This is a genomic window from Providencia sp. 2.29 (assembly GCF_015832305.1).
GTDB classification, from domain to species: Bacteria; Pseudomonadota; Gammaproteobacteria; order Enterobacterales; family Enterobacteriaceae; genus Providencia; species Providencia stuartii.
In genome coordinates, this window is the sequence record NZ_CP065420.1 from 229262 (window position 1) to 244520 (window position 15259).

Sequence of the window (15259 nt, forward strand, 5' to 3'; positions counted from 1 at the left end):
TACAATAAGAGCGCTAACGATTAGCGCTCTTATCTTTTGAAGCTTACGGGTAGACAATATTGAGTGTCGCCGTGGTTTTGAGGGTGCCTTGGGTTGCTCGCTGAGGGTCCCATGCATAATAGTAAACAGCCATTGGAATACTAAAGTGCGGTTCCAGTTGGCCTCCTGCATTTACGTAAAACAGCGACGTTGCATTACCTCGGGAGTTTGGATTTTGTGAAATCACCACAGGGGTATTTGGCGCATTAGTTTTAACTAAGCGTAGCCCGATACCTTGTGCGGCATTGGCTGTTTTATCAATCAAGACCGTATTATCTGAGCTAAGCAGATTATTGCTAGATAAAAAGACATCGATCGCTCTTTCTGCCGTATTATTTGCGCCCCCAAGGTTCTCACAACGCATATTCAATGAAAACGGTGTATAGCCAGCTTGGTTTCCATTAATGACTTGATGGCGGCTTAATGTTGGTAATGTGACAACAAGCCCCGCATTTTGGAAAGCGCAGGTAGTTAATTTTGGTGCATATTTTAATATTAGTGGCTGACCGAACATATCACGGTCATCATAGGGCCAGTTAAAACCGTTAAATAACCATTGTAGGATTTTCAGAAGTTGTTTAACGGGCCATAGCACAATATCAAAAATTGACATTCCGCTTAAATCTGTGACGAAGAGAATATCATGTAGATGGACGGTATCACCGGCAATGAGCGTGCCTTGTTTTGGTTCAAGCGTAAATTTAATCGTCACTGGTGTATTTAACTCAGAAGCAGAGTGACGACCTGATTTATTCAGTTTCTTATTCGGAATATCATTAATGATTTGTGCCCTGACATGATATTTCCCATTCATAAAACTCAAAATGGTTGCATATTGGTTGTCAGTATTCAGGATTTTGGTATAACCAAATTCGCTTTGGCGGGTGGAACAATTAAAGCTACCCGAGTACTGTGTCGATATGGTCGTTGTCCACTCGGGGGTGGCGGGGGTGAGTTTATCCGACAAATCAATGCTAATTGGCGAAGCATAGCTTATGCCACTTTCATGGCAAATTGCCTGACTATAGCCACTAAAGAGAATTAGGATTAAAAAAAGATAGGATCGCATCATGACATTCATCTCGTTATTGGCAAACGCCAGTGGGGCCGTCAAGGTTGTCTGGTAAGTTATGAATGGTGCAGTGACCCTCATTTAACCGAATAATGACCGACTTAGGAAAAGCTTCTGCTTTTAAATACAGCACACTGGCTTGCCCTACATAGCCAATCGCTTCTCCTTGAAGGTCAGTTACTTCTGCGCCGAAAGGTAATGCACTGCCATCTTGTCGTAATGCACGACTGAGCCAAGAGGTGCGCGTATCGGTTTTGAATTTCACTAAATTCACTGAACCTTCGATTGGTGCGCTATTTGCCATATTGCCGATAACTTCAGCGCCTTGTGTATTTTCTGTATTTGAAAGCATAATCGTATTTTTACGATATGGCGTTGCATAAGGTACTAATGCCAGTCCTTCTTTATTGGTCACGATACTTTGGTCGCCATTCACCATTAAGCCTTGTGCATGGGGCGCTTTGACGATGGTCATTGTATTGCCGATTTCGTTAGATGCGAGTATATCCCAAGGTATAGCGACTAAGCTGCCGCGTGCACTCAGCCCAGTTTGATGGTAGTCATTAGATTCACTGAGTGAACTACCAATAGTGGAAACATTTGAGCGATAAGCCACATTGGCGCTTGCCATGTTTTGGCCACCTTGCTGATTACTGCCGGAAAGTGAATAACTCAATCGGTTTGCTTCCAAAGCCGTACCACTTAAAGAAACGGTACTTTGTTGATAGTGAGAATCGGTAGCAGTAAGGCCTGTGCTGACCCATATATCATTATCAAATACAGACAGAGGTAAACTGATTGAAATATAGTAGCGATTTTCTTCTTCGCCTTTACCATCCCGTACTCGGCTAGCGGACAGTGAATAGCTGATATCTGAATACGCATTCGAGTAGCCTAGTTGGTACTCGCGGGTTGTTGGGGTAGTCGACCAATAGTCACGTTGGGAGCCGGAAACGTAGAAGGTTCCCCAGTTTTCAGGTAAGCGCTGATTTAAATTGATCGTGAAGGTATTTTTTGGACGAACCCCACGCATAGAATCCCACGTATTTATATCGAAAGCAGGTAATTCACGATGAGGCAGTGTCTCTGTGGCCTGTTTTTCTAAAGTTTCCTGATATAAACGGTAACCCTCATGGGCATGAATCGAATCACTGAAGCTATAATAGCCTTTGGTCGAATAGCGATAGGCGGCTAAGGTGAAGTTGGTAGCTGTCGTATTGAGAAACTTACTGTATGACACTCGCATACTTTGGCCTTTCTGCGTGTCATTAGGTAGTTGAGTATTGGCATGTGTGATATCGAGAGAAACAGCACCAATAGGTAAGTTCCAACCAGAGCCGACCAGATAAGCTTGATAATCTTCACTTGCAATCACCCCCGTGTAGCCAGTGATTAGGTTATTAAAACCATATTCGAAGGTGCCTTGGAGAAATTTGGGCTGATAGTGACCATTTTCTTGGTTCACCTTACCAGCGAGCAGGGCATAATTACTTACCCCCTCTTTTAACATCCCCGGTACGGCAGAAAATGGAACCGTAAAAGATTGTTCTTGCCCGTTGGCTTCTTTTACGATCACTAACAAATCGCCAGCCGACCCTGTTGGCTGAATATTATCGATGGTAAATTGCCCTGGTGGCACGTTTTCTTGGTAAATAATACTGCCGTTTTGTATGACTTTGACAAGGGCGTTAGTTTGAGCGACACCTCTAACAATCGGGGCAAAGCCTTGTTGTGAAGTGGGGCGCATATTAATGTCTGAGGCGAGAGAAACGCCACGAACTCGCACTGAATCAAATAGTGTTCCCTGGGAGTAAAAATCACCTGCAATAAAATTGGATTGATATAATGGTAAAGCTTTGCGTAGATAGCGTGTATTATTTTCCCATTTTAAGCTATCACCTGAATGTTTTCGGAGTGAGCTGCTATCGCGAAATTGCCAAGAGCTAAAATTGAGCCCCGATTCAAAACCCGCGTAGAGATCATCACTCGATGATTTATCACCATTTTTATTCTTTGTTTTATAGTAAGTCGCGTTATATGAAAGCATGGCTGCGGGGATACCCTCTTCCCAAAATTCGGGAGGAACATAGCCCACTTCGTTGCGCAAAAGAAAGCTTTGTGGAATAGACATTTTGATGCTTAATGTACTGATATCGACATTAAAGCTACCACCTTGCACCAATTGTTCTAATGTATATTCCTGCTCTTCATCCGATGTTTCAGGTAATTTGATCCCTAAAAGTCCAGCTTCGCGTTTGCTAAGAAAAATACGGTTGTGAGAGTCTGTAAATATAAAAGGATAACGGCCTTTCCAATCGCCATTAATAAAGACATCCATCTCTTGTGTACCCGCTGGCATGCTTTGCTCTTCATAAAAGCGAGACAGATCGGATTTCGCGGAATCACCAGCGAGTAAAGAGGTATCAAAACTCACCCCCCAGCTTTTTGATGTTCCAAGAATTAGGCAAACTGCTAATAGGCTCCTATGGCGGCCATGCAACTTCATTATTACAAGCTCTCTTATATTTTATTTTGCAATCACATCTTTATTTTTATAGGCGCCGAGATCATCGACATAGAGCAAACTGTATTTTTGACCTGCACTGACAGCGGTTTTAGTTGGTGCTAAAGTATGTGAAAACGGCGCTACCATGAGTGAATCGGTCAATATTTTTTTACCTTTTTTATCATCAACATTCGCAAGAGTGACGTAATAAGGACTATTGTTAGTGATACGGAATTGTTTGTTTTCCGCTTTCACTTCAATCTGTTCGAGTGCTTGTTCAACACCGGCTTGTAAGTGGTTCGGACGATAGAACAGTTTAATACGTGTTTTAATCGCCAACTGCATCGTGTTTTTCCCTTGCAGATGTTCTGGTGTTGGTGGGATATCTAATATATTTAAATAAAAAACAGATTCGCGATCGGTTGGCAGCGATGCGGGGAGTTTTTTAATGCGTAATTGTTGCCCATCATTCCCTGATACCTTAACAACAGGGGGGGAAAGCAAAAAAGGAACATTGGCTGTTTCTGGTGTTGAATTGATATCACCATCGTCAATCCATGATTGGACTAAGGCTGGATCATTTCCATTATTAATAAGTTGTACGATGGTTTCGTTATTTTTTTCTGGATAAATAACGCGTGTTCCATTAACAACAATATTAGCAAAGGCAGTATTAATACTAGCGAGTAAGGAAAATAAAATAAGTAGGCGCATAATAATAAACTCAGAAATAGCCAAGCTAATAAAATAGCCTGGCTATTTGGGTAAATAATTACAGATATGAAATGGTATAAGTGACGTTAGAGCTTAAGCTACCAACTCTTGCTGGCAGAGCATTCGTTTTATAGTAATAGATATCTAATGCTAAGGTTTCAGTGTTAGAGTCGTTGCCTTTGATATCAGTAACGAATGGTTGGTTTAATAACAGAGGAATTTGGTCTGTTGTTTTAGTAATGGCGAAACCAACGTTACGAGAAACGCTCGTGTCATTTTCATTAACTGTGGTATTTTGCAGATACTTACCATCAGTAGAAATATTATTTGCAGATGAGAAATAAATTTTCAGAGGGGTATCAGCAGCGCCGCTTGCAGAAGTACAGTTAGAGAAAGTGAGTGATACTGTTTTTTTATTTTTAGTAATAATGCCTTGAGTCGTGCCTGCATCTTCAACAGTGATTGGATTTAATGCAACAGTGAAATCCGCACTTTTACCGCCATTGATAGTACAAGTTGTATCAGTAATTGCGCCACTAAAGTTAATTACACCACCAGCTGCTTTTTCAGCAGCAAGTGCTGGTGTAGCAGAAAGAATTAATGCCGTTGCAACTGATAATGCAAATTTGTTATTCATTTTCTTCTCCGAGAAAAGCTGTATATATGTTAATAAAAGAGGAATGGCAAAGTTTGCGCCTTCTGTTATTTATAGAAATAGAAAGCCATCCTCAGCCAGTTTAAAAAAATTTATTAATTACGTTGAATTTAAAAAACAGAAATACGAAACGGCACTTTTTAACAAAGGCGCTTTATATTTCAGCCTCATTTAAATTTGAGGGTAATTTGATTTATATCAAATTTTATAGGGCGCTATTATACGTGTAATCATTTGTTTAAAAAGAGGGGGATTATTACTCATATTAGATTTAAAAATTAAATATCGAATTAGGCTCGGAAAAGATTGCTGATTACGTGTTAAAGGGCGTATTTTGAAAAGAGGGTGGTGTTTTATTTTTTAATTTCAGTTAATTCAGAGCTATATGTATTTTTTGGCTGCAAAAGTAGAGTTAAAAACTTGTTACCAAACGTTTCATTTTGTGGATTTGTATTTCTTTATTGATTTTAAATCAATATGTTAAGTCAGGTACTCCTTTGGTAGTAGTTGATAAATAGTCAAAATACATAAATTTTTTTGATGAAAATCATTTTAATAATTTTATTTTATTCAAATTTTTAATCTGAATAAATAAGTTTAGTCAAAATAAATATTTATATAAAAATGAAACTATTCTTAATATGTATTATTGTTAATAAATATATTCACCATGTGAAATATTTTTTTGATATAAACAATGACGTATCGATGAGTAAATATTAATCAATTTTAGGTTTTAACTATCATATTAATAGCTAATATCTATAAAATAACCGTATTAATAATAAGGTTTATTTTATATTGGCTCACTTCGAAAAAGGTCTGCCAGTTAAACTTAATTTATCGAAAAATGATTTATTCATTTCTACAGGTTTCATTATCGGCAAAAAACAAATTAACTTTATTATTAATTTACCTTTTCTTTTGCACATAGAAGAAAAGGCGGTGAATTTTTCAACATGGGGGGTATTTTGCACGATAAATACCCATAACGAATTGTTATTCTTTGTTATTGTGGGTTGAAAAACAGCCACTGCTTATTTTATTTCTAAGGGATTGTATTAAACACGGCGATATAAGCGAATCAGAATAGTATCAATTTAATGATGATTTATTGCCAATAATCAGTGACTTTACTTAATTATGGGTATAAAAGCACTCGAAGTGGAGTGCTTATTATTTTATTTGTGGGGTAACTATAGGGCTGATTTCGGAATGACACCTTCAAATGTCAGTTTCGGGCGATCTGGCTCTTCTTGTGTGAGTGGGGTAACTTCTTTGAAGCTTTGTTGGCAGCGGATAACAAGGTCTTGATAGTCAGCAGTACCTCGGCTTTTCCAAGCTATTTCTTTTTCAGACAGTGTTCTTTGTGCTTTAGCAGGCGTTCCTACGATCAACGTATTATCTGCAAATACCGCTTCTGCTTTCACAAAGGAGCAAGCGCCAACAATAGAATTCTCGCCAATCACGGCGCCATCCATAATGACACTGTTCATTCCAACCAAGGCATTACGTTTAATATGGCAGCCGTGCAAAATCGCACCGTGACCAATATGACCATTTTCTTCAATGATGGTATCGTATTGCGGGAAACCATGCATAACACAGTTATCCTGAACATTAGCCCCTTCTTTAATGATCAAACGCCCGAAGTCTCCACGTAAGCTCGCATTAGGACCAATATAAACATTTTTTCCGATAATCACGTCGCCAATGATCACAGCGGTTGGATGCACAAAACTTTCTGGACTAACAACTGGCGTGATGCCATCTATCTGATAAAAAGGCATATTGAGTTCCCCTTCTGTTTAAGTTACATCGGTATTTAAGAAGATTTATGCCGCGATCTCTTTTAATACACCGCCAAAACGTCGGAAATAGGTTGTAGTCGGTTGCGGCAGTTCCCCTACAGTTGTTTCGCATATTTCGCTGACGTAGCGTGTTGCTGCTACTTCAACACGCTGGTAAATATTGATACACAGATTTCTGGCTATTTGCCCCTCCCATTGCGCAGGGAGTAACTCATCAGGTAGCAGCGGATCTTTTAATACTACTCGGCGATAAAAGTGGATCAGTAATAAGCGTAGTTGAAAGCATTGCTCAGGTGTTATTTGCTCATCCGATAACTCTTTTAATAAGAGTGCGAGTGGGCGAAATAACACGATAAATTGGTGATAATGTTCAGCCACCTGTTGTAACGACCAACTGTCTGACACCAACTCTTTTAGGTGTTTTTCGGAGCGGTTATAGGGGTAATCTGCTCGAAAGTAGATCACCTCTTCACTTGCATTAAGTTCATTAAGTAATGACGGAATATCGCTTTGAGCGCTACTTGGTGCTGCCATCAGTGAGGTGCTAAATTGACCAAATCCTAACCAGCTTAACTCTTTTTTGAGCCTTGCTTTTTCATCTTTGTCAGCGGCTTCAAGTAACAATAAATCCCACTTGCCATCCCAATTGGGTTGCTCACTTTGATAGATTTTACTTTCAGCGTGACGAAATTGGTTTTGACCACGTTCAGATATTCGGTAATAGCTACGACGACCGATTCTTTCAGCATCTAGCCAGCCTTCTTTTTGTAAGCGAAATACAGAAGTACGGACAAAGCGGTCGGTAAAGCCCATTGGTTCAAGTAAATTGGTTAAGCTACCAAGCCATACTTCGCCCCCGCGGTGGTGTAGCGCATCGCCATAAAGAGAGATAATGAGTGATGTTCCACTAATTGGCTGGCTGGTTAGCGCATGCTGTATAAATTGGTTAAGTTTAGTTTCCATTTTGTCATTATCCGATGAATATCTGTATCAAAAATATGAATGAATAGTAGACAAAAACATCTTGCTTGTCTTCTATTTGCTACACAGGGCATTGTTATATTAGGAAACTAAAATTAAAGGCACCCCGACATTTATCTATTGTAAGGTGCCTCGTAGAGAAGATTTATATGGCGATCCTTGTATCAATAACACGAGCCGCTTTGCCTTGTGAACGAGGGATATCACCGCAATTAACGATACTGATCTGTGTGCTCACGCCTACCATTGACTTAATTCGATGCTTAAGGTTATGGCAGATATTACAACGCTCATCATAGGTCAGAAGATCGGGTTTCTTCAGCTCGACGCGAATAGCTAAGCTATCCATATTCCCTTTACGGCTAATTTCTAGCTGGTAATGAGGGGAAAGCTCTTTGAACTGCATGATTTGCTCTTCTATCTGCGATGGGAAAACGTTGACTCCACGAATGATCATCATGTCATCAGAGCGGCCGGTAATTTTACCGATACGGCGCATATTACGATTAATCCCCGGCATTAAGTGGGTTAAATCGCGAGTGCGATAGCGGATAACAGGCATAGCCTCTTTTGTTAGGGTAGTGAATACTAACTCACCTTTATCACCGGGCGAGAGTGTTTTTAGAGTATCAGGTGAGATAATCTCCGGATAAAAATGATCTTCCCAGATTGTAGGCCCACTTTCTCCGGCATCGGCACACTCCATGGCCACACCTGGCCCCATGACTTCTGACAGGCCGTAGATATCAAGCGCTTTGATGCCTAAGCGAGTTTCAATTTCTGTTCTTAATGCCTCAGTCCATGGCTCTGCACCAAATACGCCTAGTCTTAGTGAGCACTTACTTGCGTCTCCTCCCATGATTTTCTCTAGCTCATCAATGATGCTTAGACAGTAAGAGGGGGTTACCATGATGACGTCAGGTTTGAAATCAGCAATTAATTGAGCCTGTTTTTCTGTCTGACCACCAGACATAGGAATAACGGCTGCACCAAGACGCTCAGCACCATAATGAGCGCCTAAGCCACCGGTAAATAGGCCGTAGCCGTAGGCAACGTGGATTTTATCTCCTTTCGTGGCTCCCGCAGAGCGTAGGCTACGAGCGATTAAATCAGCCCAATTATCAATATCTTGTTGGGTATAGCCGACAACAGTGGGGCGACCCGTCGTGCCCGAAGAGGCATGAATACGGATGATTTTATCCATGGGCACTGCAAAGGTATTAAATGGGTAATTCTCGCGTAGATCTTGCTTTGTGGTATACGGGAATTTTTCGATATCACTCAGTTGCTTGAAATCGTCAGGATGAACGCCGGCCGCATCGAATTTTTTGCGATACATCGGCACATTTTCATAAGCGTGAGTGAGTGTCCACTTCAGTCTTGAGAACTGCAATGCCTCGATTTCATCTCTCGATGCAAACTCAATTGGATCAATAGTGTGTTGTAGAGTGCTCATAATTGCTAGTCCTTATAATTATTGATATCCGCATGCTTTAAGCCTTTTTTGCGATATATTGCCGAGTCAGGGCGGGTATATATGCAATGGCGAAAAGCGAGTGCAGTATTGGCCTGAGCAGGTGTAGGGTTTCAGGCATTTTTATTTTTTACCCATCATTCATCTCATTAGAACGGTGTGATTTTGGGTAGGTTAATCGGTCTAAACTCGTTCAATAATCATGGCTATGCCTTGGCCCACACCAATACACATGGTGCATAAGGCATAGCGCCCTTGGCGACGATGTAATTCGTTCACGGCGGTAATCGCCAACCTTGCCCCACTCATACCAAGAGGGTGGCCTAAGGAAATGGCACCACCATTTGGATTCACTTGTGGCGCGTCGTCAGGTAAACCTAATCCTCTTAGTACAGCGAGTGCTTGAGCAGCAAAAGCTTCGTTTAGCTCAATCACATCCATTTGTTCGATTGTTAGCCCCGTCATTTTGAGGACTTTTTGGGTGGCGGGTAATGGTCCTATCCCCATAAACCGTGGTTCAACACCACAGGTTGCTGTTGCGATAATTCGTGCTTTAGGGGTTAACCCCTGAGCTTTAGCCGTTTCTTGCGAAGCGATAATCAAGGCGGCTGCACCATCATTCACCCCAGAAGCATTACCTGCTGTCACTGAGCCATTTTCACGAAACGGTGTTTTTAACTTTTGTAATTGTTCCAAGGTTGTTTCAGGTCTTGGGTGTTCGTCTTCTGTAACAATCGTCTCCCCTTTGCGATGTTTAATGGTGACGGGGATGATCTCTTGTGCGAAAACGCCTTGTTGACGAGCCTGTTCGGTGCGTTGTTGGCTACGTAGAGCAAAGGCATCTTGGTCAGCTCGATGGATGCGATACTCTTCTGCAACGTTCTCCGCCGTTTCTGGCATCGAATGTGTTGAGAACTGCTTTTCCATCAGTGGATTGACAAATCGCCAACCAATTGTGGTATCAAATATTTGTGCTTGCCTTGAAAAGGCCGATTCTGACTTACCCATAACAAAGGGTGCGCGGCTCATTGATTCGACACCGCCTGCAATCATAAAATTCGCTTCCCCCGCTTTGATACTTCTAGCCGCAAGTGCAATTGCATCAAGGCCTGAACCACAAAGACGATTCACGGTAGTGCCCGATACGGATAATGGAAGACCCGCTAATAAACTCGCCATTCGTGCGACATTACGGTTATCTTCACCAGCCTGATTTGCGCAACCTAAGATAATGTCATCAGTTATTGACCAATCTAATTGAGGATGCCTTTCCATTAGAGCCTTTAAAGGTAAAACGGCGAGGTCATCAGGGCGTACAGAGGACAGTGCGCCTCCGTAGCGGCCAATTGGGGTTCTGATACCATCACAGATAAAGGCATCTCTCATCACTCTTCTCCTGTTAAACGGTGACCTAGGCGATGCGCTCGCCCGTAGAACCAAGCTAAGGTTTTGCCTTGTTGGTTGACAATTTCTACTTCATATAAGCCAGTACGTTTGCCCTGATGCTTAACGTTTGCGACTGCGGTCAATGTATCCCCTTCATATGCAGGGCGGATAAAATCAATGGAGCAGCTTGAGGCAACAGCGGCGAGTCCATGGCTATTGCAAGCGTAAGCAAACGCGGTGTCAGCTAGGCTGAATAGTTGACCGCCATGGCAGGTTTTATGGCCATTAAGCATGTGCGAAGTAACGGTCATGGAGAGTTGAGCGGCTCCCTCAGAAACTTGCTCTATCACCATCCCCATCGCTTTTGCGCAAGCATCGTCACGGTACATGATGTCTGCGGATTGTTGAGCCAATGTTATTGTGGTTTGTGAACTCATTGCAGCTCCTTAGCAGGTAATGACCGCACCCCAGCAACCAATTGGCGCAACAGGGGATTCGCCCGGTAGCGCCCGTCGGCATAAAACTGCGATAACTGATCGAGTGTATTAAGGATATGTTGCCAGCCAATTTCGGCGCCCCAAGCGAGCGGCCCTTTAGGGTAGTTCACGCCATAACGCATTGCGTTATCAGTATCTTTTGGGCTAGCGACGCCTTTATTGACAACATCTAAAGCTTCATTGCATAGCATGGCAACCGTCCGCATCGTCAATAGGCCGGGATAATCAGGTAATACAATCACGTCCTTGTTGAGCGATTGAAAAAAGGCAATGACACTCTGGTTTTCTTGGTGGCTGTTTTGGACTGCACAACTGATTGCAATTGCGTTTGCTTTGGCATAATCAGCGGATAAATCAAATTGCACCATGCTCTGATTGGCTTTTTGCGCTCGTACAGAAGTTAATTCACCATTCGTTAACATAACAATAACATTGTTAACTCGGAGTGTAGGCAATTCGTGGCTATCTATTTTAGATTCTTCGAGAGGGATCCCGTTTTGCCTTAATAATTGTGCAAACTCAGGTAAACTTTGCCAATCGCCTCGAGCCGTAACGGAGGGGGGATTGTTTAATATCACTTTTTCTGCCATTGTGGCTTTAGGCAGTGGTTTGTTGTCATCGTAATGATAAAAGCCGCGGCCAGTTTTTCGACCGAGATGTCCCGCTTGAACCAGCTCTAATTGTTCAAAGGAGGTTTGGAACCGAGGGTCGTAGCCAAATGCTTGAAAAACCGAATCCGTCACCGCGTAATTCACATCATGACCAATAAGGTCGGTCAGTTGTAAAGGGCCCATGGAAAACCCACCGGCATCACGTAGAACACTATCTAATGTTGCAGGGTTTGCGATTTGCTCTTCAAGTGCGCGTAATGTTTCAGCATAAAAAGGGCGAGCAACTCGATTAACGATAAAGCCAGGCGTTGAGCGGCAGATAACGGGAATTTTGCCCCATGCGACCGCCAAGTTTTTTAGCTGTTCAATAACAGCGCTTGCGGTTTCGCGCCCACGAATAACTTCAACCAACTTCATAATGGGAGCTGGGTTGAAAAAATGGAAGCCAGCAAAGCGCTCTGGGTGTTTAAGTTGGCTGGCGATGGCGGTAATCGATAACGAAGAGGTGTTACTTGCAAAGAGGGTATTTTCTTTGCAAATGCCTTCAAGTTCGCTAAATATCGCTTGTTTTATAGTCAGTTTCTCAGCGACAGCCTCAATGACTAATTGAGCCGGTGCTAAGTCAGCCATCGTATGTACAAGTGTAATACGCGCAAGCAGTGCCTCTGTTGTTTGCGCATCCGCTTTGCCCTGCTGAACGCGCTTATTTAACCGTTCAGTTAAAGACTGTTTTGCTTTATTCAGTGCTTGTGTGTTGATGTCAAATAGCAGTACCGTATGTCCAGCGCTTGCTGCCACCTGTGCAATGCCGATACCCATTGTGCCAGCACCAATGACAGCGACGGTATTAAGAGTTAAAGTCATATTAGCGTCCTTTAAACTTAGGTTCGCGCTTATTCAAAAAGGCATCGACTCCTTCGCGATAGTCTTCGCTGCGTCCACCTAAGCGCTGTAAATCACGTTCTAGGTCTAGCTGCTCATCTAATGTGTTAGTTGCGGCACGATAGATAGCTTTTTTGATTAGTCCTAAGCCATAAGTTGGCTGTGTGGCGAGGTGCTGGGCTAATTGATTAACGGTGGTTGTCAGCTCATCATTTTCAGTGACTTGCCAAATCATGCCCCACTGTAGTGCTTGCTCAGCGCTAATTTTATCGCCAAGTAATGCCATCCCCATGGCTCTTGCATGGCCTGCTAATTGAGGTAAGAACCAGCTACCACCGGAGTCCGGTACTAAACCTAAGCGGCAAAAAGATTGAATAAAACTGGCGCTTTTAGCCGCAATAACGATATCACCCGCTAAGGCGATTGCCGCGCCTGCACCTGCGGCTACGCCATTAACGGCACAGATGATAGGCTTCGGTAGTGAAGTGAGTCGGCGGATCAGGGGGTTATAGAAAGTTTCGACGGAATAACCTAAATCCGGTGCCTGTTCGCTAACCGAAACATTGCGATCATTCAAATCTTGACCTGCACAAAAACCACGACCGGCTCCTGTAATCACTAAACAACGCACGGTATCATCACGTTCAGCAATTTTTAGTGCATCACTTAGTTGACGATGCATTTCATCGTTAAAGCTGTTTAACCGGTCAGGGCGGTTTAATGTAATGGTGAGTACGCCATTTTCCAGTGTTGTCAGTATCATTGCGCTGTTTGGCATCTTATTGTCCTGTAAATTTTGGCTGTCGCTTTTCAAAGAAAGCATTGATCCCTTCGCGGCGGTCATCAGTACCTGCCAAGGTGACAAAATATTGGCGCTCAAGCTGTAATCCCTCTGAAAGTGAGATTTCTTGAGCTGCATTAATGGATGCTTTAGCCGCTCTCACGGCAAGTGGGGCGTGATCCGCCATGCGTTGGGCAAGTTTCTGTGCGTATTCAACAACTAACCCATCCACACAAATTTGACTCACTAATCCTGCTTGTAAGGCACGTTGTGCAGGAATCGCCTCGCCCGTGAGTACCATTTGCATCGCAAGGGATTTGCCAACCACGCGAACCAGACGTTGAGTTCCTCCCGCGCCAGGTATTAGCCCTAGGGTGATTTCAGGTAAGCCAAAACGCGCCGTTTCACCGGCAATGACCACATCACTTGCAAGTACTAATTCAAAGCCAGCACCCAATGCATAACCATTGACTGCGGTGATAATGGGTTTGGAAATTTGCGAAAAACGACGCCAAACTTGAGGGCGCCTATCCGTGATCGCCGCCGCAACGGTTTGTTGCTGGAGCTCTTTAAGGTCAGCACCCGCCGCAAAAAAACGTGGGTTACCGGCAATAACGATGGCGCCGATTTGTGGGTCTTTATCGGCTTGTTCAAGGTGATCGACAAGTAATTCGAGGCAATCAGTACTTAAGGCGTTACGCACATCAGGGCGATTCAACGTCAATGTTAGGACGCGATGTTCAATATGAGCTAGGATCCAATCAGTTTGCATATGAGCCTCCTACACATCGAAATCGAGTTCTACGCCATCGCCTTTCGGCCATGCTTGGCAGCTTAAAATATAACCATCCGCAATTTGGTCCGGCTCAAGGCTGTAGTTGACGCCCATTTCAACTTCGCCCGCTTTAAGCTTACATTTACATGTTGCGCAAACACCGCCTTTACAGGCATAGGGAAGGTCTGCGCCTTGGCGTAAGGCCGCATCCAGAATACTGTCGTCTTGGCTATCCATATTGATGGTCATTGTACGTCCATCAAGGTGAATGCTGACTTGGCGGTTATCCGTTGCTAATGTTGCAGATGGGCGGAATTTCGTGCCGGAAGTGTTAAAACGCTCACTATGAATACGCTCTGGCGCCATGCCACATTCAGCTAATGCAGATTGCACATCGTCCATCATCTCTTCAGGGCCGCACACAAAAGCATGGTCAAATTGCTTAAAATTGAGCAAGGTTTTACCCAATGCCATTAATTGTGGCTTATTCACGCGACCGCTAAGCAGTGCACTGTCTTGCTGCTCTTGGCTAAATAGATAGAGCACCTGAAAACGTTCTGCATACTGGTTTTTAAGGTCGGCAATGCTCTCTTTAAACATCACCGAACGGCTATTTTTGTTGCCATAAATTAAAGTGAAGCGGCTGTGTGGCTCAGTTTGTAGGGTGGCTTTAATAATGGAAAGTAAAGGTGTGATACCGGAGCCTGCCGCAACCGCAAGGTAACGACCTTCTGTTGTGACTTGAGGTTGATAACCAAATTTCCCTTGGGGGATCATCACATCAAGGCTATCGCCAACATGAAGTTGTTGGTTAATAAAATTTGAAAAACGTCCTTCGTGGATGGCTTTAACACCAATTTTTAGAACCCCGTCGTCAGGTGAACTGCAAATGGAATAACAGCGGCGTAAGTCTTCGCCATTGACTAAGGCTTTTAGGGTTAAATGTTGCCCAGGGCGGTAGCGATAGTGCTCGCGCAAATTATCAGGAACGCAGAAGGTCACAGCAACCGCATCAGGCGTGTCACGTTCAATTGCAGCAATACTTAAACGATGAAATACAGTCATGAGTGTGCCC

Annotated in this window: 13 protein-coding genes; all 13 read right to left on the bottom strand. The window is 43.2% G+C overall.

Annotated elements, in window-relative coordinates; all coding sequences use genetic code 11:
* Window positions 1–43 precede the first annotated feature (43 nt).
* The 13 genes from I3B46_RS00965 to paaE all read right to left on the bottom strand — a co-directional run bounded on the left by I3B46_RS00965 (window position 44) and on the right by paaE (window position 15249).
* The gene (locus I3B46_RS00965; RefSeq protein ID WP_040132675.1) at window positions 44–1111 is read right to left on the bottom strand and encodes a fimbrial protein; all 1068 of its coding nucleotides are present in this window, start codon (window positions 1109–1111) and stop codon (window positions 44–46) included.
* 13 nt (window positions 1112–1124) lie between these two features.
* A complete protein-coding gene (locus I3B46_RS00970; RefSeq protein ID WP_060561289.1) occupies window positions 1125–3617 on the bottom strand; it encodes a fimbria/pilus outer membrane usher protein in 2493 nt (830 codons plus the stop codon).
* A 21-nt stretch (window positions 3618–3638) separates the two neighbouring features.
* Window positions 3639–4334 carry a fimbrial biogenesis chaperone gene (locus tag I3B46_RS00975; protein WP_395756080.1) on the bottom strand — a complete coding sequence of 232 codons (696 nt, stop codon included), beginning with the start codon at window positions 4332–4334 and terminating at the stop codon, window positions 3639–3641.
* 55 nt (window positions 4335–4389) lie between these two features.
* Window positions 4390–4968, bottom strand: a complete 579-nt coding sequence (locus tag I3B46_RS00980) for a fimbrial protein (RefSeq protein ID WP_004923436.1) — start codon at window positions 4966–4968, stop codon at window positions 4390–4392.
* A 1214-nt stretch (window positions 4969–6182) separates the two neighbouring features.
* Window positions 6183–6776: a phenylacetic acid degradation protein PaaY gene (gene paaY / locus I3B46_RS00985; protein ID WP_004923444.1), complete on the bottom strand. Its 594-nt coding sequence runs from the start codon at window positions 6774–6776 to the stop codon at window positions 6183–6185.
* A gap of 45 nt (window positions 6777–6821) precedes the next feature.
* Window positions 6822–7760, bottom strand: coding sequence for a phenylacetic acid degradation operon negative regulatory protein PaaX (gene paaX / locus I3B46_RS00990; protein WP_104873064.1), 939 nt, complete (start codon window positions 7758–7760; stop codon window positions 6822–6824).
* 163 nt (window positions 7761–7923) lie between these two features.
* Window positions 7924–9234, bottom strand: a complete 1311-nt coding sequence (gene paaK / locus I3B46_RS00995) for a phenylacetate--CoA ligase PaaK (RefSeq protein WP_014657036.1) — start codon at window positions 9232–9234, stop codon at window positions 7924–7926.
* A 201-nt stretch (window positions 9235–9435) separates the two neighbouring features.
* Window positions 9436–10638: a 3-oxoadipyl-CoA thiolase gene (gene pcaF / locus I3B46_RS01000; RefSeq protein ID WP_014657035.1), complete on the bottom strand. Its 1203-nt coding sequence runs from the start codon at window positions 10636–10638 to the stop codon at window positions 9436–9438.
* Entirely contained in the window at window positions 10638–11075 is a 438-nt protein-coding gene (gene paaI / locus I3B46_RS01005) for a hydroxyphenylacetyl-CoA thioesterase PaaI (RefSeq protein WP_004923454.1), read from the bottom strand. The genes pcaF and paaI overlap by 1 nt, the downstream gene beginning before the upstream one ends.
* On the bottom strand, window positions 11072–12610 hold the full coding sequence (locus I3B46_RS01010) for a 3-hydroxyacyl-CoA dehydrogenase (protein WP_104873063.1): 1539 nt from the start codon (window positions 12608–12610) through the stop codon (window positions 11072–11074). Before I3B46_RS01010 ends, paaI begins: the two co-directional genes overlap by 4 nt.
* 1 nt (window position 12611) lies before the next feature.
* A complete protein-coding gene (gene paaG, locus I3B46_RS01015) occupies window positions 12612–13406 on the bottom strand; it encodes a 2-(1,2-epoxy-1,2-dihydrophenyl)acetyl-CoA isomerase PaaG (RefSeq protein WP_014657034.1) in 795 nt (264 codons plus the stop codon).
* A 1-nt stretch (window position 13407) separates the two neighbouring features.
* A complete protein-coding gene (paaF, locus tag I3B46_RS01020) occupies window positions 13408–14181 on the bottom strand; it encodes a 2,3-dehydroadipyl-CoA hydratase PaaF (protein WP_004923466.1) in 774 nt (257 codons plus the stop codon).
* A gap of 9 nt (window positions 14182–14190) precedes the next feature.
* Entirely contained in the window at window positions 14191–15249 is a 1059-nt protein-coding gene (gene paaE, locus I3B46_RS01025; RefSeq protein WP_014657033.1) for a 1,2-phenylacetyl-CoA epoxidase subunit PaaE, read from the bottom strand.
* Between the last annotated feature and the right edge of the window lie 10 nt (window positions 15250–15259).